The organism is Variovorax sp. 22077 (genome assembly GCF_052044195.1).
Classification (GTDB): Bacteria; Pseudomonadota; Gammaproteobacteria; order Burkholderiales; family Burkholderiaceae_C; genus Variovorax; species Variovorax atrisoli.
In genome coordinates this window covers 105,687-128,049 of record NZ_JBQEQC010000010.1, presented here as the reverse complement: position 1 = coordinate 128,049, position 22,363 = coordinate 105,687, and the positions used below count along the sequence as shown (strand labels likewise).

Below are 22,363 nucleotides of genomic sequence, written 5' to 3'. Positions count from 1 at the left end.
ACACACCATGCTGCAATCCTTGGCTCAATACGTTGAACAACGGTTGGCAACCGAAGGTACCGCCGACATAAAGCCCGCACGCTTTGCCGAACTGGCGGGGCGACTGCTTGCCAGCGGTGTGGTGTGGCGAGAGCATTCCCGGCCCGAAGCCGCGCTGTACGACGATGCCATCCAGTGCGAGCAACTGCTGCGCGAATGGTTCGCGTGCATCGGCTTCGTGCTGGTCCACGACAGCGATGCTCTCCTGCTGCGGCTGTACCCCCCTGGCGAAGGCGGTGGCGAGGACGAGGAAGACGGTGTGCGCCGTCTGCGCGCCCGCCTGTCGCGTGATTTCGTGGCAGCCGTGATCGCCCTGCGCTTTCTCTACACAGAGGCGCTAACCGGACGCCGTCCACTGGTGGACGAACGCCTGGCCATCAGCCTGGAGGAACTGTCACAGGCGGTGGTCTCGCTTCTGGCGCACAAGCTGCCCAATGCGGCCAGCGAACGGATGAGCCTGTTGCGCGAGCTGCGCAAGCATCGCGTGCTGCATTTCGTCGAAGGCGATGACGCCGGCGACATGCAGATGGGCTTGGCCGTGCTGCGGCCGGTGATGAGCTTCGTCAGCGACGAGGCCCTGGACGAGGCCTTGCGAATGGTGGGACGCCAGACTACGCCTGCGCCCGCCGTCGAACCATCGAGCGGGGTCGAATCGTGAAGATCTCCAAGCTGCTCACCTGGCACTGGGGCTCGCTGGAGGATCGTGAATGGCCCTTCGCCGACGCCGTGCTGCTGACGGGAGAATCGGGGTCGGGCAAGTCCACGCTGCTCGACGCCATCCAGACCGTGCTGACGGCTGCGCACCAGCATGTGGTGCAGTTCAACATCGGCCAGGACGAATCCACGCAGAGCCGCCGTGGCGGCAAGGAGCCGCGCACGTTGGCGGCTTATGCCCTGGGACAACAGGCGGACGGCGTGTTCCTGCGCACCCGCTCGACCAGCTACGCCGGCATTGTGTTCGAAGCCTCCGAGCAGTCGGGCGAGCAGGCCGAGCCCTTCACCGCGCTGGTGGGCGTCGAGGCCTTCGAGGATGGCCGGCGCGCCGTTCTGCAGGGCGCGCCGCAGTTCTTCATCGTGCGCCGAGTCCTTTCGCTGGACCATCTGGCACGTCGAGCTGGCGAAGTGACCACCGCATCGCCCCTGCCTCTCAAGGAGCTGTACGTACAGCTCCAGCACCGCCTGCACGCCAATGCCGACAAGGCTGCCACGGTGGTGCAACGCTTCCCCGACAAGGGCGGTTACCTGCAGCATCTGTACGGCGCGCTGATGGGCAAGACGGCGGTGGGCGAGCACGACGCCACGCGGGCGGCCAAGTCGCTCGTCAAGGCCATGGCCTACAAGGAATTGGGCAACGTCAACGACCTGGTGCGCGACGAGATCCTGGAGCCGCACGACTTCAGCAAAGACCTCGACAAGATGCGCGAGCTCATGCGCGCCATCGCCAGCCTGAAACTGGAAGCCGAGCGCCTGGCGCTGAATCTGGAGCGGCTGGACACCGCCCAGGCCAGCGCGGACCAGGTGCTGGGCGAGGCGCGGCGCTTTGTCACCACCACCATCGCCCATGCACTGCGCACGCGCAGCGAAGCACAGGATGAATTGGCATCGGTGCAGCGCCAGATCGCCGTGCAGGACAGGAAGCAGACGCAGCTGCAAGAGAAGCTCGCCTCCCTCGAAGCGCAGGAAGCTCAATTGCGCGAACAACTGCGGGGAGTGGACAAGCGGCTGGACGATAGCGACGTTGCACGCGAAAAGCATGCATTAGAGAACCAGATCCGCCTGCAAGCTGACCAGTTCCGCCTGCACTGGAGCCGGGTCCAGGAGGCCGCGCACGGCATCGGCGGGATGGCCGCGCAGCTCGAACAACTGCTGGCGCTGGACCTGTCTGCTGTGCCGGCTCTGGCTGCTGCAGTGCAGGCTCTGCGCCCTCCAGCGGCGCAAGTTCTCAAGCCGTGGCCCGCAATGGCGCAGGCCTACGCACGCGATGGCGTGCTCGATGCGGAGTTGCCCGCCTTCGAGCTGGAGGCTTTCGACGCGCAGTTGACCACCTTGCGCCAGGGTATCCATGACGGCGAGGGCTCGGTGCAAGGAGCGGTACTGCAAGCCTTGACCGACGTAGGCGTGCGGCTGAACCAGTTGAAAGACGACACCGAGCAGCGCGACGCAGAACTTCGCCGCCTGCAATCCGGCCGAACCCAGGGCCCGAAGGATGCACATGACGCGGTGGCACTGATCGAGCGCGAGATTCCCTCGGCCCGTCCCCACCTGCTGGCGCAACTGGTGGAGCCCCGTCCCGGCACACGCTGGCAGAGCGCCATCGAAGGCTATATGGGTGGTGATCGCTTCGCCATCATCGTCGAGGCCGGGATGGAAGCGCGGTGTGCTCGGCTGGTCAAGCAGCACTACCGCGTGCGCTCGCCCAAGGTCGTGCAAGGCCGCAAGGCGATGGAAGACACCGAGGGCCGCCAGCTGGAAGCCCGTGCCGTGATGCATGAACTGGTCTGCCGGCACCCGGTGGCCCAAGCCTTCCTGATGGCGCAGTACGGCCGCGTACGCAAGGTGGATAGCGAGGAGGAGCTGGCGCGCACCCCGCAGGGCCTGATGGAGGAAGGCCTCGGCAGCCGGGGCTACGGCATGTTCGCCTGTCGCGCACCCGACAGCGAACTGGCCTTCGGCGAAGCCGCGCGCCACAGGCGCCGGCAGTGGTGCGAGGATGAATTGAAGCGGCTGGTGTCTGAGACTCGTGCCCTGGAAGCCTTGCGCCAGTCGCTGCTGGCGATCACCCGCATGTTCAACGGCCCGGTGTTCACGCCACTGGCACCGCTGGTACTCGCAGTGCTGGAGAGCCAGGCCCAGCATGCCTACGCCGAGCAGGCGCTCAAGACGCTGGACCTCTCGGCCATCGACGCGTTGCTGGCCGAGCAGAAGGATCTGAAGGCTCGTATAGGCAGCGTCACCGGACAGCGCGACGACGAGCTGAAGCAGGTCGGCGCCACGGACAAGGAGCTCGCGGAACTGCGCCGCCGCGAGAAGGCCCTGATCGAGCGCCTGCCCGATCTCGACATCGCCTGCACCAACGCCACGGTCTGGGCGTCGCGTTTTGCGGGCGCCGTGCCTACCCTGGCCACCGAGACCCAGCTGCTGGACGAGTCCCTGGCGCTGTCGGCCGAGCCGCAGACCAGTCTGGACGCGCTGCGCCATCGCATACAGAGCCTGCGTGAAGGCTTGCCCCGCACCTTGCGCGAACTGGCCCAGGCCGTAGGCGCCTACCTGTCCGGGGCGCGTGACGACAGCGAGCGCTTCGCCTGGACCGACCCGCCGCGCAGCGTAGACCGCATGCAAGAGCTGCTTCCCCTGGTCGAGCACACCCGCGCCGCTATTGCCGAACAGGCACAGCGCCAACGCGCCATTGGCCTGGCGGATAACGCACGCGCGCTGCGCGATGCAGAAGGCCAGTTCAACCATGTCTTCACGAGCAGCTTCTGTTTCAAGGTGCGCGACGACGTCAAACAGGGCGCACTGACGCTGCAGCGACTCAACCGCCATCTACAGGACATCCGCTTCGGTAGCGACACCTTCAGGCTGGAATGGGACTGGGTACCACGCATGCAGAAGGTGCAGGAGTTCTTCGAGGCTGTGGAAGGTGCGGTCGAAGGGCTGGAGCATGATCGCGGCTCCATCTTCACTTCGCCCCGGCTCACCGACGAACAACGTGCCACCGCAGAAGAGATCCACCGCCTGCTGCTGGCCAACGACCAAGGTGCCAGCGAACGTGCGCTGCGCGAACTTGCCGACTACCGCAACTACCGACGCTACGACATCCTGCGTACCAGCCCGGTGGGCACGACCCGGCTGTCCACCTGGGGTACAGGATCTGGGGGCGAGCTGGAAACGCCGTTCTATGTCGTGCGCTCGGCCGTCCTGGCCCATGCGCTCGGGCATTTCGGCCGCGACCGTCGCGAAGCGCCGGCGCTGCGGCTGATGCTCAGCGATGAGGCCTTCTCCAAAATGGACGAAACGCGCTCGCGCAACGTGCTGCAGTTCCTGTCGCAGACGCTCGGACTGCAGCTTGTCGTGGCAATGCCCACCTCCAAGTCGGGCGCGGTCAAGCCTGAATTCGACAAGGAGTTCACGTTCTCGAAGGTGATGGCACGCAGGCCGAGCGGGCAAGGCTTCCAGGAGCTGTTCATCAGCGAAGCGCAGGAGAAGACGCTCAACCGCCCGGCCCTGGCCCGGCTGTGGAGCGCACACGCCGAGCAGGCCCGCGAGGCCGCACGCGCCCAATGGCAGACAGAGCAACAGGCAATGCGAACCCAACGCCCGCCGGCCGATGGCAGTCCGCCGCCTTGATCATGGACACGCCTGCATCGCGATCGATATCCGCCGTGCCGTCGCGGCATCCATTCCTGCTGCACTTGGCCCGGCTGCTGCTTGCCAAGGCCGAGCGCAGCACAGCGCAGGGACCGGTGCGCCTGCCGCTGGATCGCAAGGCCGCCCCCGAGCTGCACGATGCCGTGGATGCCGACGAGATCCAGTTGCTGCGCATGCAGCTCGATGACCTGTGCGCCACGGGCTGGGTGGCCTTGCTGCTCGAGGCACCTCGGGCATTCGCCAGCTTCAGCGACCGTAAGCCCCGGTTGGAACTGTGCGATTTCGACGCCCTGGCGGCCTGGGCCGGTTACACCCCGCAAGCCCAGCGCTGGCGACAGCAATGGCGGACGCACCTGGCGGCGCACTGGGCCGCGCATCCGGAGGAAGCACCCGTCGATCCGGCAGCCGTGCTTGACCACCTGGCCCGCAGCCCACTGGTCCCGATGGAGGGACTCCCGCTGGAAGAGGCCACCCGTAGCCTCTCGACCTTGACGGCATTGTGCAGATCGGGTCGACCGATCGCCGTGCGCGAAGCCTCCGCGCGCGCCTTCCAGGGTCGATCCAAATTGCTGGACCATCGCGAGGAACTGCTGAGGCTCCTAGGCTGCGTGCCGGGCCAGTTCACCGAGGCGCCCATCCAGTTGTTGTTGGCACCGCCGTCTTCAGCCACTCATGATGGCAGGGCCAGCGCCTTCAATGACGTGCTGTTCGTTGAGAATCTGGTCACGTTCGAGCACATGGCCGATGTACGTACCTCCGCATGGATGGGCAGCCTGCTGGTCTATGCAGCGGGTTTCCGAGGCAGCGCCCGCAGGTTGCGCTCCCGCGCCGGTTGCCGCCTGTACTTGCGCACTCCGGCGTCCGCCGCGTCATTGCCAGCCATCGAAAGCTGGCTGTTCGAGCCGCTGGTGGACGAGCGCAGTGGCGTGCCGGTACCGCCTGTGTACTTTTTCGGGGACCTGGATCACGCGGGCATGCAGATCCTTGCCAGCCTGCGCGAAGTGTTTCCTGACGCCAGCGCCTGGCGTCCAGGCTACATGCAGTTGGCAAGCTTGCTGGCAGCCGGTGCAGGACACCTGCCAGAGTTGGCTGCAAAGGCTCAACAAACGGATCCAGGGCGCACAGGCTGCGCCTATGCAGACGATGCGTTGCTTCCACTGCTGCGCAGCCATGGGCGCTTCATCGATCAAGAGGCTGTCGATCTCGACCACGTCGATGGGCTGGCCCGATGATCAGCCCTTGCTGCGCCGCGGTGTTCACCGCCACGCAAGTACAGGGCCCGCCTGTCGAAACGGCCTCAGACTGTGCAGCCAGCGCATTCCTGGATGGCTAACTCTCGCGTCACGGCGAGCGCAAATGCAAGGGCGCTGTCGCGAATGCGTTCGAGCAACTGGCCGAAGCGATCTGGCTGCCCACGCCGAAGCAGAACTGAGCCACCGGGGGGGTGATGATGGCCCACGTCGACGATATCCAGAATTATCAACAACCGATGCCCGCCGAAGCACTGCTTTTGCTGGCTCGGGTCGCTGCCGGGCTGAGGGCCACCTTTGCCGCCGGGAAGGCAGGCCGATGCCGGGGCGTGCGAGAGCGGCACGTGATGGAGCCACCCTCGGGTCCACCGCTGGACGAGATCGGCAGCGTCCTGCAAACATTCGCGACGACGGCTGGCATCGTGCGTTCGCTGCCCGCGCGATGGTGCGTGCGCATTCAATCTGGAGGTTTGCGATGTCCCGACTTCACGACGAATGGAAGGTCGATGCGCACGGCCCCTTGGAGCACCTCGGGGACGGGGTCTGGACGGTGGCCGGGGAGATCTCGATGCCGCTGGGCCATTTCCCGCGGCGCATGACGGTGGTGGTGCTGGAAGGCGCACGCCTGCTGGTATGGAGTGCCATCCCGATGCGCGACGCTGCAATGGCGCAGTTGGAGGCCCTGGGCGACGTGGCTTTCCTGGTCGTGCCCGGCGTGGCGCACAGGCTGGACTTGCGCCCCTGGAAGCGGCGCTACCCGGCCGCGCGCGTGGTGTGCGCGCCCGGCGCACAGGAGGCCGTCAGCCAGGCCGTGCCGGTGGATGCCACCACCAACGTGTTCGATGACCCGACGGTCGATTTCCAGGCCGTGCCGGGCATGGAGGACAAGGAAGCTGCGCTGTGGGTGCGCCGCGCCGGCGGCACCACGCTCGTGGTCAACGACATCATCGCCAACGTGCAGCATCCCAACGGGCTGGGCGCGCAGGTGATGGCGCGCCTGTTGGGCTTCGGGGTCAAGGAGCCGCAGATGCCCTGGCTCGGCGAGAAGCTGTTCGTCAAGGACCCGGCGGCCACCGCCGCCGCCTTGCGCGCGTGGGCGCAGGAGCCTCAGCTCACGCGCATTGTCGTGAGCCACGGGGATGTGATCACAGCCGCACCGCGCGAGACGCTGACGCGTATCGCTGCCGACGTGGCGGGCTGAGCCCGTTGGCCCCGCCCGCCTGCCAGGGCAATGGCCGAGAAAATTTGTAAACCTTCTTGCTCAACCGTTGAGGCTTCCTGGATACTGTATGTCCATACAGTAATCGGAGCCGCGAATGGCCATCTCCCTGTCATGGGCCGATGGCGACAACATGCCAGGGGCCCCTGCGCCCTCCTCCCGGACAACCGGTGCGGCGCTCAGGCCCATCCCGCTTCCGCACGCCGTCGAGTCGGCCATCTGGCGCGGCGACGCTCTCGGCACGTCGGTCACCACGACCATCAGCACCGGCTTCGATGCGTTGGACGCGGAACTTCCGGGCAACGGCTGGCCGTGCCAGTCGCTGACGGAAGTCCTGCAGGTCCAGGCCTCGGTGCTCGAATGGCGACTGCTCGCCCCCGCGATGCGCACGCTGGTGGGACAGGGCAAGCAGATCGTGATCGTCGGGTCGCCGAAGCCGCCGCACCTGCCAGGCCTGAAGCATCTGGGCCTTGACGAGCGGCATCTGGTCTGGATCCAGGCCGACAGGCCCGTCGAGCGTCTCTGGGCGACCGAACAGCTCATCAAGGCCAACGCCGCCGGCATGCTCGTGAGCTGGTTGCCGCAGGCGCGCCAGGAACAGATCCGGCGGCTGCAGGTGTGCGCACAGCGCTGTGACGCCCCGGTGATTCTCTGCCGGCCTGCGGCCGCCGAGCACGAGGCCTCGGCCGCGCCGCTGCGCCTGCAGGTGCGCCTGGGCGTTGACTGGGAGCTGCACATCCACCTGCTCAAGCGCAAGGGACCGCCACACGCGGGTGGGCTGACCTTGCCCTCGGTGCCCGGAGGGCTGGAGGCCATCCTAACCCCGCGCCTTCGCCACCCCAGTCGACTGATCGCCGCGCGAAAGCGCCAGGGTCTCGCGCAGGACATTTCCCCAGAGTTTTCCCATGCTATGGGCAGCCCTTCTCCCCGACCGCCTTCCGGACGATCCGCAGCCGCGCACTGACGCGCTCGACGGACTGGCGACGTGGTGCCTGCAGTTCACGCCACGCGTGGCCGTCCTCGAGGCGTTGCTGGCATGCCCCGCTGTCGTGATGGAGCTGGAGCAGAGCGTGCGGCTCTTCGGCGGCAAGCGCCGCCTGGTGGAGCGGGTGCGCGACGACTGCGCGAGCCTCGGGGTGCGGCAGCTGGGCTGGGCCCCGACCAGCCTGGCCGCACTGGCCCTCGCACGATCGGGCCTGTCGAACGGCTTCGCCAAGCCGCTCGCCCAGCTGCTCGATGCCCTGCCACTGGAAACCCTGACCCCGGTCGCCGCTCACCAGGCCACGTTGGCCCGCCTGGGCTGTCGGACCCTGGGCCAAGTCCGCGCGCTGCCCCGAGGTGGTCTGAGCCGCCGCTTCGACGCGCAACTGCTCGCCACCCTGGACCAGGCCTACGGTCTGCGCCCGGAGACCTACCCGTGGGCCCAGCTGCCGGAAACGTTCCATGCCAGGCTAGAGCTCATGGCGCGCGTCGAACATGCACCGGCCCTGCTCTTCGGCGCTCGACGCCTGATGCTGCAGATGGCCGGCTGGCTGATGGCGCGGCGCTCGGGCGTCACCGCCTTCACGCTGCGTTGGTGCCACGACGCGATGCGCGCGAAGTCCGCCGGCGACGGTGGTGAACTGACGGTGCGCACGGCCCAGGCCACGCGCGACACGGAGCATTTGATCCGGCTGCTGGCCGAGCACCTCGGCAAGGTCGAGCTGCTCGCCCCCGTGGGCGACCTGGAGTTGCTGGCCACCGAGGTGCAGGCGCTGGAGGAGAAGAGCTTCTCGATGCTGCCTGAGGCCCGGCAGTCCGGCGAGAGCCTGGCGCTCGTGCTGGAGCGCATCGCCGCGCGCCTCGGTCCGGACCGCGTGCTGCGTCCCGTCATCCTCGAAGACCACCGCATGGAATGGATGTGCCGCTGGCGCCCCGCACCGGAGCCGGCACCGCGTGCGAAGTCTCGCGCGGTCGACGTGCCGCAGCCCACCTTCATCCTGCCGAAACCGCTGCGGCTGGCGACCGAGAACAACCGGCCGCTGTACCAGGGCGTGCTGCAGCTCCTCGTGGGTCCGCACCGTGTCGAGGGCGGCTGGTGGGATCGCACGACCAAGGTGGATGACAGCCAGCGGGAGACGACGCGCCAGATCGCCCGTGACTACTGGGTCGCCGTCAGTGAGCACGCGGGCGTGCTGTGGATCTTCCAGATGCGCCTGGCTGAGGAAGAGACCGCCTGGTTCCTGCACGGCACCTTTGCTTGAGCGGCGGCAGAGGGATCCGACCTGATGGGGCTGCCCGACTACGCCGAGCTGCGCTGCGTGAGCAACTTCAGCTTCCTGCGCGGGGCGAGCCAGCCAGAAGAGCTGGTCGAGCGCGCGAAGCAGCTGGGCTACACCGCACTGGCGATCACCGATGAGTGCAGCTTGGCCGGCGTCGTGCGCGCACACGTCGCCGCCAAGGAACACCAGTTGAAGCTCCTGATCGGCAGCCAGTTCCAGGTCGATGCCGACGCCTCAGAGGCAAACGCTCCAGCGTTTACGCTGACCGTGCTGGCCTGCCACCTCGAAGGCTATGGCAACCTGTCCGAGTTCATCACCAAGCTGCGGCGCGTCTCCGAAAAGGGAACGTACCGGCTGCCGCTCGGAGAGATCGGCGGCGCCGAACTGGAGGGCTGTGTCGTGCTGGCGTCTGCGAAACGCGGGGCCACACCTGCGCAGCTCGAATGGCTCGGCCGCTGGCTGTACCGCGAGTTCAGGGGCCGTTGCTGGTTCGCGGTGGAGAAGCTGCGCCTGCTCGACGACGAGATGTGGCTGCACCGGCTGAGCGAAGCCAGCAAGGAGACCGGGATCCCGCTGGTCGCCGCCGGCGACGTGCACTTCCATGTGCGCTCACGCAAACCGCTGCAGGACGTGATGACGGCCACGCGACTGGGCAAGCCGCTGACCGAATGCGGCCTCGACCTGCAGCCCAACGCGGAGCGCCATCTGCGCACCCGGCTTCGGCTTGCACAGACCTACGCGCCCGACCTGCTCGCGCAGACCCTCAAGGTCGCGGCGCGCTGCCGCTTCAGCCTCGAGGAGCTGCGCTACCAGTACCCCGACGAAGTCGTGCCCGAGGGCGAGACGCCGGCCGGCTACCTGCGACGCATCACCTACGAAGGAGCGGGGCGACGATGGCCTGACGGCATTCCGGCCAAGGTTCAGACGCAAATCGAGCATGAACTCGCGCTGATCGCCGAGCTCAGGTACGAGCACTACTTCCTGACCGTCGCCGACATCGTGATGTTCGCGCGCTCTCGGCATATCCTCTGCCAGGGCCGCGGCAGTGCGGCGAACAGCGTGGTCTGCTACTGCACGGGCGTCACCGAGGTCGACCCCGCGCGCATGAGCGTGCTGTTCGAGCGTTTCATCTCCAAGGAACGCAACGAGCCACCGGACATCGACATCGATTTCGAGCACGAACGGCGCGAGGAGGTGCTCCAGTATCTCTACGCGAAGTACGGGCGGGATCGCGCCGCCATCACCGGGGTGGTGATCAGCTACCGGCCCAAGAGCGCGATCCGGGACGTGGGCAAGGCACTGGGCATGTCACTGGAGACGGTCGATGCGATCGCCAAAGGGCATCAGTGGTGGGACGGGCGCGAGGTTCGGCCGGAGCGGCTGCAGGAGGTCGGCTTGTCGATGGACTCGCTGCAGGTCCAGCAGCTCATGCATCTGTCGGGTCAGCTGATCGGCTTTCCTCGCCACCTGAGCCAGCACACGGGCGGCTTCGTGTTGACCAAGGGGCCGCTGTGTCGCATGGTGCCGATCGAGAATGCGTCGATGCCCGAGCGCACGGTGATCGAATGGGACAAGGACGATCTCGACGCGTTGGGCCTCCTGAAGGTGGACTGCCTGGCACTGGGGATGCTCACGGCCATCCGCAAGGCGCTGGACTTCATCGGCCTGCGCAGGGGCTGCGTTTTCGGCATGCAGGATATCCCCGCCGAGGACAGCACCACCTACGACATGATCTGCAAGGCCGACACGGTCGGCGTCTTCCAGATCGAGAGCCGTGCGCAGATGAGCATGCTGCCGCGTCTGAAGCCGCGCTGCTTCTACGATCTGGTCATCGAGGTGGCCATCGTGCGGCCCGGTCCGATCCAGGGCGGCATGGTGCATCCATACCTGAACCGGCGCCAGGGCAAGGAGCCGGTGGCCTACCCGAGCGAAGCGCTGAAGGAGGCGCTGGGACGCACGCTGGGCGTGCCGGTGTTCCAGGAGCAGGTGATGCAGATCTCGATCCTGGCCGCGGGCTTCACGCCCGGCGAGGCCGACGGGCTGCGGCGTTCGATGGCGGCCTGGAGGCGAAAGGGCGGCCTGGAGCACTATCACTCGCGCATCGTCGATGGCATGACGGCGCGTGGCTACGAGGAAAGCTTCGCCAAGGCGATCTTCGAGCAGATCAAGGGCTTCAGCGAGTACGGATTCCCCGAGAGCCATGCGGCGTCCTTCGCCTTGCTGGTCTACGCGAGCTGCTGGATCAAGTGCCACCACCCGGCGGAATTCCTGGCGGCCATGCTCAATTCGCAGCCACTGGGGTTCTATTCGCCGTCACAGCTCGTGCAGGACGCGCGGCGGCATGGCGTCGACGTGCGGCCCGTGGACGTGATGTACAGCGACGTCGACTGCACGCTGGAAGACCTGGACCACCAACCCGCGGTGCGCCTGGGATTGCGCATGATCGGCGGGCTGAAGTCGGCGTCGGCGGATCGGATCGTCGAGGCGCGTGCACTGCGTGTCTTCGACGGCGCTGAGGACCTGGCGCTGCGCGCTGCGCTCGAACTGCACGAGATGAAGCTGCTGGCGGCAGCCGATGCGTTGATGAGTCTGTCGGGTCACCGGCGCCAGCAGGTCTGGGACGCGGCAGGATTGCGTGCGGCGCCGGGACTGCTGCGCGAAGCCCCTGTCAACGAAGACTTCCTGGCACTCGACGAAGCGCCGGAAGGCGAGGAGATCGTGTTCGACTATGCATCGACCGGACTGACGTTGCGCCGCCACCCGATGGCTTTGCTGCGCGAGCGGCTCACGCTGCGCGGACTGATGACAGCGCAGGACCTGGAGGAGATCGAGAACGGCGAGCAGGTCAGTCACTGCGGGATCGTGACACTGCGCCAGCAGCCGGAAACCGCGAAGGGCACGATCTTCGTGTCGTTGGAGGACGAGACCGGCGTCGTGCAGGTGATCGTGTGGAAGAGCCTGCGGGAGGTGCAGCGGCAAGAGCTGCTGGGAGCGCGGCTCATGGTCGTGCACGGCACCTGGCAGCGCGAAGGCATCGTGAAGAACCTGATCGCATCGAGGCTCGAGGATCTCACGCCATTGTTGGGGCGACTGGCGGGATCGACGAGCAGCAGGGATTTCCGATGATCAATCGGTGGTGCCGAAAGAAGCTGGATTTGCGGTCCAAACCCAGTCCAGGTTTCCATCCGCACCCCCTGGGGGTCAGGATCGCATGGAAATCAGCAGTCCCGCCGCAGGGGGGCACTCCAGTCAGCAGACAAACAGACCAACGCTTGAAACCGCGAGCACCTTGACTCATTGGACCAGTCGCTCTTCGGCGGAATGCAGGCAGGCACCGGCCATGCGAGCGTTCTCTTCCACAAGCCCCGTGACCTTCGTTGGAGGTGAGATCGCAGCGGCTTGTGCGTTCCGCTGCCCGCCCGCCCGCCCCAAGTGCTCGACAAATCCGTCGAAGGCATTCAACAAGGGCTGGAACCGCGCCGCATCGCCTTCCAGCTGGCACAAGGCCAAACAGGTCGCTTCCAGCGTGGACAGTTGGTCAGCCCCATGGGCTTTGCGGACACGGTAGCGCGAAGGCGGAACATTGCGCAGAGCCAGGCGTGGCAACTGTTGCAGCGGCGGGCTTTGGCAGAGCATCTTGCGGCTTTTGCGCCAAGTACCGTCGAGGACGATCAGGCGCAGGCGCGATGGGGTTTGCAACCATGCGGGCGATGGCGCGAGTGGGGATGGGGCGCGCGGATGCGTGGCGGTTTCTTGCAGGCTGTCCGGGTACAGCAGCACCGTGTGCTTGCCGTCCGCCGGCCAGACCGGCGTCGCAAAGGCCTCACCGACGACCAAGCGGCAGTGCGCCAAGCTGAGGTGGAGCAGGCGGGCACTGCCTTTGGCTTGGTGTACCTCCAGCGGGTGCTGCAGCACCAGTACCTCCACAGCGTGCGCCGTAGGCGCAACCCAGCAGCAGATGCAGGCGCTGAGCGGGCGCGCGCACGCGGTGCACCGAGGGCGTACGAATGATGCGGCGGACATGGCGAGATCTTATGCGGCGTGCACGGCCAGACGATGCGTGGAAATGGATGTCTCTGAGCTTGGGCGCGACGACCGGCAGTTCTGGACCAAGACGCAAGACCGCCTCGGGCCCGATGCCACGCCAGTCTGGTTGAAGGCAGATGGAATGAGCGGCCGGAGCTAGCGGCGCTACATGCTTCACGGCCAGTGCTCCCCAAACGTTCTCCAACACATGGCAGCGCCAGGATGGCGCAAGGATCGGCTGGTGCCACAGGCCTGCATGGCGTCCATGGCCTGCGATGGTGAGCTAGGTGCGGACGGCTGACTTCTGCGAGAGGCAATGAGCTGAAGTTCCCGGGTACGAACATGAGGACTGCGACCGGGTGATTCAAGAATGGGCGACCGTCCACGAGTGCCTTGGCTTCCTGCACCAGGTTTTTGCCGAACAAGAGTTCCGCGCCGACGAAGTACCGGGTGTCGAACCCGCCCTTCGTCCACGTCCTGACGGGGCCGGACACCAGGTCATAGGCATCGCGCACCCAATGAACGCGGGGTTGCCTCGGCGCCTGTTCGGCACGGATGCCTCGGCGCCCTTCTTGGAAACTGGCAGATTGCGCAGTTGTGCCAGTCGTGCGATTCCCCAACGATGCAGAGGCCTCCCACCCCTTCAGGAGCCTCTTATGCGCACCCTCTTGATCGACAACCACGATTCGTTCACCTACAACCTCTACCAGTATCTGGCCGCCTGCAACGGACAGCCTCCGATCGTCCTGCGCAACGACGAGAAGCCCTGGGCGGAAGCGGAACGCCTGGCTTTCGACAACATCGTGATCTCGCCGGGACCCGGGCGACCGCAACACGCCGCAGACCTGGGAATCTCGGCGGACGCGCTGCAGCACTCCCACAAGCCCGTCCTCGGCGTTTGCCTGGGCCATCAGGCGATCGCCCACCATTGCGGCGCGAAGGTCGACCTCGCGATGCGGCCCATGCACGGACGCCTGGACCGCATCTCCCATTCGCAGCGCAACCTCTTTCGTGGCATTCCCGACCGGTTCGAGGCGGTGCGGTACCACTCCCTGGCGGTCACCCAGCTGCCCCCGTCCCTGGAACCGCTGGCCTGGACGTCTGACGGCACGCTGATGGCCTTGCGCCACGTCGCACGCCCCTGGTGGGGCGTGCAGTTTCATCCGGAGTCGATCTGCACGGAGTTCGGCGCGAGGCTGCTGCGCAACTTCCGGGAGTTGACGCAGGAGTGGTACGCGCAGGCGAGGCGGCGAGAGCTGCGCGACGGCCCCGGCGCCTCCCTCCGGTTCGAAGGGCCCCATGCACTCTCGCTGCACGCCGAGTGCATCGATACGGCGGCCGACGCGGAGGACGTGTTCGTGAGCGCCTTCGGGCACAGCGACTGCGCGTTCTGGCTCGACAGCAGCCTTGCCGAAGCCGGCCGGGCACGTTTTTCGTTCATGGGCGACGCCAGCGGACCGCGCGCGCAGGTGCTGACCTACTGCACGGCGCCGCGCGAGCTGCAGGTGCGCCACGGTGGTGTCCTCCAGGTACGCGACGAAAGCATCTTCGACTACCTGCGCACGCACATCCCCGACGTGCCGCTCCAATCCCCCGGGCTTCCGTTCGATTTCACCGGCGGCTTCGTGGGTTACTTCGGCTACGAGCTCAAGCGGGAGCTGGACGGCTCTCGCGCGCACGACGCGGACACACCGGACGCCGCATGGATCCTCGCCGATCGCTTTCTCGCGTTCGACCATGCGGAGCAACAGGTCTGGATCGCCTGCCTGGACGAGGCCACGCCGGGCGATGAGAACCGCCGCTGGATGCAGGCCATGCGCGAGTGCCTCGCCAGCGTACCGAAAGCCGCCCTCTCCAGCAACGACGCAGCCCGCGACCTGCAGCCGCTGGCATGGCGCCTGGACCTGCAGACCTACCGGGACCTCATCCTTCGATGCCAGCATGAGATCCTGCAGGGTGAGACCTACGAGGTCTGCCTCACGAATCAGCTGGTGGGCGAGGGGCGCATCGGTGCGCTGGACATCTACCGGGTCCTGCGCCGGCACAACCCGGCACCTTATGCCGCCTATCTGCGCATCGGCGGCTGCGCTGTGCTGTGCGCCTCCCCCGAACTCTTCCTGCGCATCTCCGGCGACCGCGCGGTGGAGTCCAAACCGATCAAGGGGACCGCCGCGCGCGGCGCAACGCCCGAGGAGGACCTTGCGATCGCCGAGGCGATGACCGCCGACGAGAAGACCCGCGCGGAGAACCTGATGATCGTCGACCTGCTGCGCAACGACCTCAATCGGGTCTGCGAGATCGACAGCGTCCATGTCCCGAGCCTGTTCGCCGTGGAAGCCTACGCCACCGTGCATCAGCTCGTCAGCACCATCCGGGGCCGGTTGCGCGCCGACCTCAGCGCGGTGGACTGTGTGCGGGCCGCGTTTCCCGGCGGCTCCATGACCGGAGCGCCCAAGGTGCGCACGATGAAGATCCTGGACGAGATCGAAGGTGCTGCCCGCGGCATCTACTCCGGCAGCATCGGCTATCTGTCACTCAACGGCACGACGCAGCTCAACATCGTGATCCGCACCCTGGTGGCAGCCAACGGCCGGGTCTCCATCGGCGCGGGGGGCGCCATCGTCGCAATGTCCGACCCCGACGACGAAGTCGCGGAGATCGTCCTCAAGGCCCAGGCCCTGTGGGACGTGCTCAGGCAATGCGGCGCCCGGTTGGGCGCGGGGCCAGGCATGCCGCCCCCCTCCTCGCCCGCGCCATGAGTTCGGCGCGTGCCCATCGCAGGGGCATCGCCCTCATGCTGGCGGCCATGGGCTGCTACGCGCTCAACGATGCCCTCGTCAAGCTGTGCGCACGGGACCTGCCGCCGGGACAGGTTCTGGCCGTGCGTGGCGCCTTTGCCTGCCTGTTCATCCTGCCGCTCGCGTGGGGAGCGCGAGGCAACTGGCGCGGCGCGCTTGAACCCAAGGTGCTCGCGCGCTGCGGCCTGGAGGTCTGCACCGCCTTCACCTCTGTGCTGGCGCTGTCGCTGGCCTCGTTGGCCACCGTCAGCACCCTGATGATGACCGCGCCGCTGATGATTGCGCTGGCGGCGATGGCGCTGCGCTGGGAGCCCTGGCAAGGCGCGCGCCTGCTCGTGGTCGGCATCGGCTTCGCCGGCGTCCTGCTGGTGATCCGGCCGACGGCGCGACCGGACATTTCGGCCGCCGGGCACCTCTGTGCGTTGCTGTGCGCCGCTTCGCTGGCCGCGCGCGATCTGGTGACGCGCCGCATCCCGCTGGCGATCCCTTCCGCGACGATCGCCGTCACAACCACCTTCGCCGTCTGCCTGTTCGGACTGCTGTTAGGCGGCCACGAGCATTGGGGCGTCCTGCGCCCGCAGGCGATCGTGGCACTGGCCGGCGCGGCCGCCTGCGCGGCGCTGGGCAACTACGCGCTCATCGCCGCCTGTCGCGGCGTCGATCTCTCGGTCGTCATGCCGTTTCGCTACAGCCTCATCGTCTGGGCCATGCTGCTGAGCTACCTGATCTGGCATGACACGCCCCGCCCAGGCGCCCTCATCGGCGTCCTCTTGATTGCCGCGGCAGGCGTCAGCGCCGTCTGGACAACGCGACGCGTGTGACCCATCGCCTGCGATCGGCAAGGCGCGCACGATCGCGTAACGCGTCCTCCCGCTGAAGCGCCTGGAGCCATGAGCTTGGATGGCGACCAGCGGCGCAGCCCTCCTCGCGCGGCCGCCTTGCGTCCGATCGTTTCGCCGCTGCCGGCAACTGCCAGTTCTGCCAGTGCACCGGCGTTTTCCGTCACGCTGTAATGCGGCTTCATTGAGCGGGAGAGCGTCATGGAGATCATCACCGGGACCGCCGATTCATTCTCCGCAGAGGTGCTGTTCGACATGGCTCGCTACAGGCATCGGGTCTTCGTCGAGAAGCTGGGCTGGGACCTGGACACGCGCGCGCGGTTCGAGCTGGATGAATTCGATCGCAAGGACACCGCCTATCTGATCGCCCGCAACGACGGCGGAAAGATCGTCGGGACCGGTCGCCTGCTCCCGACACATCGACCCTATCTTCTGGCCACCGTGTTTCCCGAGCTCCTGGGCCGCAGGTCGGCGCCATGCTCACCGAAGATCTGGGAGTTGTCGCGGTTCGCGGCCATGGATCTGGACGCCAAGCCAGGTGTCACCCATGATGACCCCCTCGGAACGTCGCTGGCGCTGGAGATGCTGAGCGTGGCGATGCGCACCGTGGCGCAGAAAGGAGCCCGGAGACTGGTCAGCGTCTCGCCGTTGGGCGTGGAGCGCATCCTGCGCCAAGCGGGTCTGCGTGCGCGCCGCTTGGGTCCACCGATGCGTATCGGTCGCCGGCATCTGTTCGCCTGCGCGATCGACGTGGACACCACCTGGCGTCCGCACCCCGGTCGCCAGGACGGCGCCAACCGATGAGCGGGCGTACCGTGTCATGCACCGGCCGCGAACGCAAGCTCAGCTCAGGACCCCGAGGCGCGAGGAAAGCGCCACCGCCGAACTCCTGTTGTTGGCATGCAGTTTGGCCATCACGTTCCTGACATGGAAGTTCACCGTCCGCTCGGAGATGTCCAGGATGATCGCAATTTCCTCGCTCGTCTTGCCGTCGGCCGTCCATCGCATCACCTCCACCTCGCGGCTGGTCAACGGCGCGAGTTCGAGCCAGGGACTCTCTCCGAGACGGGGCGACAGCACCCGGTGGGCCGTGCTGGCAAGCCACTGAAGCAAGGGATCCTTGGTGCGCAGCTCTGCGGCCGTGAGCGGCTCGCTCGAGCGCGCAAGCGACAGCATGCCCACGCGGCCATCGGCGTCGAAGACCGACTGCGCCCATCCGACGCGCAACCCGAAAGAGCGCGCTTCATCCCACATCTGCGGCGTGTCCCGAAAGACGTCATCGCTCCAGATGATCGGTGCCCGGCTGCGCGAACCGTGAATGGCGGTGGGATCGATCCCGAGGTAGCCCTGCTCCAGGTACCGGCGACTCCATTGCGCATCGTAGGTGCTGAGCATCCGCGCCTCGAAGCGGGTGAAGGGAAAGAGGACGCGCAGTCCGTAAGCACAGCTCTCGAAGCCGAGATGCGTCGCCGCCACGTGGATCAACTCGAGCGCCTGGGATGTCTCGCTCACTTCGGTCAATTGGCCGAGAACATCTTGTGTCCAGTCATTCATGGATGCCCTTTCCTACATCCCCGGGGCGCCGCCAGCGATCGCGGCGCGTGGCCTCAACGGAATCTTGATGCAGCGCCTGCATGCTGCACGCGCGGCGTTGCTCCATCCTCGCCATGCGGTTGCCGAGCACGGTGTCCCATCGAGGTAAACCTTTGAAGCAAGGATTCAAGAGTCTAGAAGCGATATCTCCCCAAGTGACAACGAAATGACCACCATTTCTGCCAACCTCACGGGGCTCGAACATGCAAGCCTCGGCAGGCTCGAAGCGAGCTTCGCCGGATGACCACGACGCACGTCCCGATCTAGGGATCCATGCCCCTGAGCGATGCACACGGTCTGGTTTCTGCTGCTGCCGGGATTTCCTCTCGTGGACGTCAGCGGCATGCTTGCGGTCTTCGAGGGTGCCAACGCGTTGCGGCACAGCGGAGCCGAGGTGGCAGGCTATGCCGTGCGGCTGATTTCCATCGAGGGCCGCGCGGTCTGCAGTTCCAGCGGCGTCCTGCTGGCAGCGCAGGTATTGCCGCATCGGCTCGAAGGGAATGCGAATTCGCTCGTCATCGCGGGTGGGCCCCAGGCTGGGAGTGAACCCGCGGGCACGAGCGATGTGCAGCGTCTTCAGGGATGGTTCTCGAACAACCTGCAGCACCTGGTTCGCTGCGCGGCTGTCGATGTCGACGCGCTCGCGCTGGCACCGACGTCCGCCCCGGCGCGCCAGCGGGCCAATCCCGTGTCCCCCAGCTGGCTGGCCCTCAAGGCAAGGCGTTCGGACTGGATCGCCGCCTCCCCGGTCTCGCCGCGTTGGCGTCTCATCAAGGCGGGCCAGGGAACGGACCTGGCACTGTCATGGCTCGAGGCGGATCAGGGATCTGCCTTCGCGGACACGCTGGCCGAGCGCCTGCCAGAACCGCGCAGTCGGCGCTACGGGCCGATGCGCTACCGCAGCAGCCTGATCGATCAGCCGGCGCCGGACCCGCGGGTGGCCATGCTGCACGCGTGGATCGCCGCACACCTGCACGAAAAGCTCGATGTGGCCCGGCTGGCGCAGCGATTTCCCATGTCCACGCGCTCGTTCACCCGCCTCTACAGTCGCGCGACGGGGCTCACGCCAGCACATGGCGTGCAGCAGATTCGTCTGGACACGGCATGTCGCCTCATCGAAGCGGGCACACGCCCCCTCAAGACCATTGCGGCGCAATGCGGCTACAGCTCGCAGGAGGTGATGCGCAGGACGTTCCTGCGCGTCCTGGGCATGACACCCCGCGAGTACCGGCAACACCACATGATCCCAAGGAGCGAGCCCGACGCGTCCCGATGATCACTGCGGCGGCTATCCCTCCGTGGCCCAGCACACGGGGCGCAACTCTGCCAACGGCAGCACGACGCGGGATCCATCGGCGAAACAGACTTCGCCGACATCGCTGCCGCAGGCTCTGAGACGCAGAGACCCGCGCTGCCCCTTGTGATCCACCACCAGTACCGTGCGCCCGCCACTGGCGACCGGTGCCGCCCGATGGGTGCGCGCCGGCGATGTCGCTCGCGAGGGATCCGTGCGCTCCATCGTTTCGTCGAGCTTCGATCGATTGATCGCGTGGCCTTGTGCCAGAAGCTCCTGCACCGCCTGCGGCCGGTCGCGCACCGTCGTCACCAGCCGGTACAGCGTGCGCACATCGCCACCGATCCTGCCTTCCTCCACGGCTTGCCGCAACTCCGTCGGCGCGTCGTTGAGACTGGCCGCCTCGGTGATGAAAGAGCGTGGCTTGCCCAGCCTGCGCGCTATCTCCGCGCGCGTATGCCCTTCCCTCTCCCGCTCGGCGATGAAGGTGGACAGATCGAAGGGCGACATGTCTTCGCGGTGCAGGTTCTCCACCGCCTGCGCAAAAGGATCGACGCGCTCGTCGATGAAGCCCGGCACGCTCAGCAGGCCCGCTTGTCGGGCGGCACGTACCCTGCGCTCGCCTCGATTGACGATGTACCGGCCCACATGAGTGGGATGGCTGCGCAAGGAGACGGGCTCGAGCACGCCATGCCTGCGTATCGATTCGGCCAGCTCGGCGATCCCCTCCGTCCGCACACCCCTTCGAGGTTGGCCGGGATCGAGGTCGATCGCATCCAGCGCCACCTGCCTCGGCGCTGCGGGCGCAAGACGGTCCGTCCCTTCGGCCAGCAGGTCCGTCGCCTTGAACCGGGACAGCGAGCTCAGGTCCAGCTCCTTCGTTGGGCTCATGCGCTCTCCTCCGGCGCCCCCGCGGCGGCTTCCGGCGCGAGAATGCGCTGCTGGAGCAAGCCGAACACCTTCATCACCTCGAGGCTCGCCTCGCGCGCCGCGCTCCTGGGCAAGCGCCACAGCGGCACACCCGTGGCGAGCGCCTCGGGGATGGCGGAGCGTGTCGAGATCCGCGCCGGGATCACGAGTTCGTGGAAGTTCGCCACCAGTTCCTGCATCGCTGCCTTCTGCCGCGAGGAATGGGCATTGAACCGGTTCAGCACGATCCCCGCCAGCCGCAGCTGCGCGTTGTAGCGGTGCTTGATGCCGAAGACGGTCTTGAGCATGTCCGTCACGCCATCGATGCTGTACTCCTCCAGCTCGATCGGACACGCCACCGCCGTCGCAGCCATCAGCGCTGCCGTCATGCGCAGGCCCAGCGCCGGAGGGGTGTCGATGATCACGGTATCGAACGCCCGCGCCAAGCCGGCGACGCTTTTGCGAAATGCGGGAATCACGACCTCCGGCCTCGCAAGCTCGACGTCGGCCAGCTGCCTGCAGCCGGCCATCAGCACGATGGAAGACTCGTTGCGTGGAAGGGCCGGGATCGCGCCCGAGTCAAACAATGCCCGGGCGCCGCTGTCCGCGCGGTACCGGCGCAACGACTTAGTGCTGTTGGCTTGACCGTCCAGGTCGATCACGCAGACGGCCTGCCGCCCAAGATCGGCCAGCCAATGCGCATACAACACGCTCAGTGTGGACTTGCCGACGCCACCCTTCTGATTGCCGAAGACCACCACGTTGATCATGATCCGCTCCTCGCGATGCGGAACTTCGCGGCATCGCAATGCGGAATCTCGCACCTCGCTTGCGTGGAGCGCCACTGTCAAAAGAGCCAGTAGACCTGCGAGCCAGCATGGGCAGACAGTGCACCCATGCGATTCAAGGACTTTCAACGCGGCGACCTGGCGAGCAAGGGCATCCGGACCGCCCTGGCCAGCTTCGTGGTCATCGCGTCCGGCGCGGCCTGCACGGGCAGTGTGCAGGCGCAGGCTTCATCCGCGCCTCGGCGCATCGTCACCCCGTCCGAGCAAGGCGAGCGCGACAGTGAACGGACCGAGATCCTTCGGCAGGAGTTGAAGAGGTCCGAGGAGGAGCTCGAAGGCCTCGAGAGACGCCGCGCCGAACACCTCGGGGCATCCGACCCTAAGGCTGCGAACCAAGCCGCGCGGCAGCAGGCCCGGCTGCGCACCGACATCGCCGCCCTGAAACGTGAGTTGGCTTCGGCGACGCGCAATCTCGGTGGGACGCCGGCGCAGCCCCCGGCCAGCGACCGGGCGGGGGCGGGCCACCTGTCGGCGATCGCGAGCACCGCCGCGCCGGCGCTGCGGTGGTGGGACGTCTACGGCGCCCGTCGCCAGACCGAAAGACCCGCACCGCTTCCGAGCGCACCGCAACAGCCACTGGATGTCCACGCTGTGGGCGCCGCCAGAAAGGAGTAAGCCATCATGCCTGCCGCAATCCGTCGAGCGTGGCCGTTGCTGCTCGTGGGGCTTTTGATCGTGCTGCCGGAGCTGGCCATCGCCAGCAGTCCGTTCGCCAGGGGTGCAAACGCCACGCAGCAGCAACTCGTCACCATCCTCACCCCGCTGGCAGCCGTCGCGGTCATGGTCTCCGGGGCCATGGCCTGGTTCGGGCGCCTGAGCTGGTGGTGGATGGTTGCCGTGGTCATCGGGACCGTGCTCGTCTTCGGCGGTCCGCAGATCGTGACATGGATCCGGGGCCTGTTCGGGGTCTGAAAGGCAG

Annotated in this window: 17 protein-coding genes; 13 read left to right on the top strand and 4 right to left on the bottom strand. The window is 66.9% G+C overall.

What is annotated here, in order from left to right; all coding sequences use genetic code 11:
• Positions 1 to 7: 7 nt before the first annotated feature.
• The 7 genes from ACTJLF_RS16370 to ACTJLF_RS16340 all read left to right on the top strand — a co-directional run bounded on the left by ACTJLF_RS16370 (position 8) and on the right by ACTJLF_RS16340 (position 12,263).
• Positions 8 to 697 carry a DUF4194 domain-containing protein gene (locus tag ACTJLF_RS16370; protein WP_440883487.1) on the top strand — a complete coding sequence of 230 codons (690 nt, stop codon included), beginning with the start codon at positions 8 to 10 and terminating at the stop codon, positions 695 to 697.
• Positions 694 to 4,386 carry an SbcC/MukB-like Walker B domain-containing protein gene (locus ACTJLF_RS16365; protein WP_440883486.1) on the top strand — a complete coding sequence of 1,231 codons (3,693 nt, stop codon included), beginning with the start codon at positions 694 to 696 and terminating at the stop codon, positions 4,384 to 4,386. The genes ACTJLF_RS16370 and ACTJLF_RS16365 overlap by 4 nt, the downstream gene beginning before the upstream one ends.
• A 2-nt stretch (positions 4,387 to 4,388) precedes the next feature.
• Positions 4,389 to 5,639: a hypothetical protein gene (locus tag ACTJLF_RS16360; protein WP_440883485.1), complete on the top strand. Its 1,251-nt coding sequence runs from the start codon at positions 4,389 to 4,391 to the stop codon at positions 5,637 to 5,639.
• A 493-nt stretch (positions 5,640 to 6,132) separates the two neighbouring features.
• Positions 6,133 to 6,858 carry a DUF4336 domain-containing protein gene (locus ACTJLF_RS16355; protein WP_440883484.1) on the top strand — a complete coding sequence of 242 codons (726 nt, stop codon included), beginning with the start codon at positions 6,133 to 6,135 and terminating at the stop codon, positions 6,856 to 6,858.
• A 115-nt stretch (positions 6,859 to 6,973) separates the two neighbouring features.
• Complete coding sequence (imuA, locus tag ACTJLF_RS16350) at positions 6,974 to 7,840, top strand: translesion DNA synthesis-associated protein ImuA (protein ID WP_440883483.1); 867 nt, start codon at positions 6,974 to 6,976, stop codon at positions 7,838 to 7,840.
• The gene (locus ACTJLF_RS16345) at positions 7,782 to 9,119 is read left to right on the top strand and encodes a Y-family DNA polymerase (RefSeq protein ID WP_440883482.1); all 1,338 of its coding nucleotides are present in this window, start codon (positions 7,782 to 7,784) and stop codon (positions 9,117 to 9,119) included. Before imuA ends, ACTJLF_RS16345 begins: the two co-directional genes overlap by 59 nt.
• Positions 9,120 to 9,143: 24 nt before the next feature.
• The gene (locus ACTJLF_RS16340) at positions 9,144 to 12,263 is read left to right on the top strand and encodes an error-prone DNA polymerase (protein WP_440883481.1); all 3,120 of its coding nucleotides are present in this window, start codon (positions 9,144 to 9,146) and stop codon (positions 12,261 to 12,263) included.
• Between the two features lie 168 nt (positions 12,264 to 12,431).
• Here ACTJLF_RS16340 and ACTJLF_RS16335 read toward each other — a convergent pair whose 3' ends face one another.
• Positions 12,432 to 13,160, bottom strand: a complete 729-nt coding sequence (locus tag ACTJLF_RS16335) for a tRNA-uridine aminocarboxypropyltransferase (protein ID WP_440883480.1) — start codon at positions 13,158 to 13,160, stop codon at positions 12,432 to 12,434.
• A gap of 659 nt (positions 13,161 to 13,819) precedes the next feature.
• On the opposite strand from ACTJLF_RS16335, the gene pabB reads away from it, so the two are divergent.
• The 3 genes from pabB to ACTJLF_RS16320 all read left to right on the top strand — a co-directional run bounded on the left by pabB (position 13,820) and on the right by ACTJLF_RS16320 (position 17,604).
• Positions 13,820 to 15,922: an aminodeoxychorismate synthase component I gene (gene pabB, locus ACTJLF_RS16330; protein ID WP_440883479.1), complete on the top strand. Its 2,103-nt coding sequence runs from the start codon at positions 13,820 to 13,822 to the stop codon at positions 15,920 to 15,922.
• Complete coding sequence (locus ACTJLF_RS16325) at positions 15,919 to 16,782, top strand: DMT family transporter (RefSeq protein ID WP_440883478.1); 864 nt, start codon at positions 15,919 to 15,921, stop codon at positions 16,780 to 16,782. The genes pabB and ACTJLF_RS16325 overlap by 4 nt, the downstream gene beginning before the upstream one ends.
• A gap of 219 nt (positions 16,783 to 17,001) precedes the next feature.
• On the top strand, positions 17,002 to 17,604 hold the full coding sequence (locus ACTJLF_RS16320; RefSeq protein WP_145759746.1) for an acyl-homoserine-lactone synthase: 603 nt from the start codon (positions 17,002 to 17,004) through the stop codon (positions 17,602 to 17,604).
• Positions 17,605 to 17,643: 39 nt separating this feature from the next.
• Here the strand turns inward: ACTJLF_RS16320 and ACTJLF_RS16315 are convergent, their stop codons facing one another.
• Positions 17,644 to 18,354, bottom strand: a complete 711-nt coding sequence (locus tag ACTJLF_RS16315) for an autoinducer binding domain-containing protein (protein ID WP_145759747.1) — start codon at positions 18,352 to 18,354, stop codon at positions 17,644 to 17,646.
• Between the two features lie 325 nt (positions 18,355 to 18,679).
• Between ACTJLF_RS16315 and ACTJLF_RS16310 the strand changes: the two genes are divergently transcribed.
• Positions 18,680 to 19,669, top strand: a complete 990-nt coding sequence (locus ACTJLF_RS16310; RefSeq protein ID WP_440883477.1) for a GlxA family transcriptional regulator — start codon at positions 18,680 to 18,682, stop codon at positions 19,667 to 19,669.
• Positions 19,670 to 19,681: 12 nt separating this feature from the next.
• On the opposite strand, the gene ACTJLF_RS16305 is transcribed toward ACTJLF_RS16310, so the two are convergent.
• The gene (locus ACTJLF_RS16305; RefSeq protein ID WP_145759749.1) at positions 19,682 to 20,578 is read right to left on the bottom strand and encodes a ParB/RepB/Spo0J family partition protein; all 897 of its coding nucleotides are present in this window, start codon (positions 20,576 to 20,578) and stop codon (positions 19,682 to 19,684) included.
• Complete coding sequence (locus ACTJLF_RS16300) at positions 20,575 to 21,366, bottom strand: ParA family protein (RefSeq protein WP_440883476.1); 792 nt, start codon at positions 21,364 to 21,366, stop codon at positions 20,575 to 20,577. The genes ACTJLF_RS16305 and ACTJLF_RS16300 overlap by 4 nt, the downstream gene beginning before the upstream one ends.
• A 126-nt stretch (positions 21,367 to 21,492) precedes the next feature.
• On the opposite strand from ACTJLF_RS16300, the gene ACTJLF_RS16295 reads away from it, so the two are divergent.
• Complete coding sequence (locus tag ACTJLF_RS16295; protein ID WP_440883475.1) at positions 21,493 to 22,059, top strand: hypothetical protein; 567 nt, start codon at positions 21,493 to 21,495, stop codon at positions 22,057 to 22,059.
• Positions 22,060 to 22,065: 6 nt separating this feature from the next.
• Positions 22,066 to 22,356, top strand: a complete 291-nt coding sequence (locus tag ACTJLF_RS16290) for a TrbC/VirB2 family protein (protein WP_440883474.1) — start codon at positions 22,066 to 22,068, stop codon at positions 22,354 to 22,356.
• Positions 22,357 to 22,363: the final 7 nt, after the last annotated feature.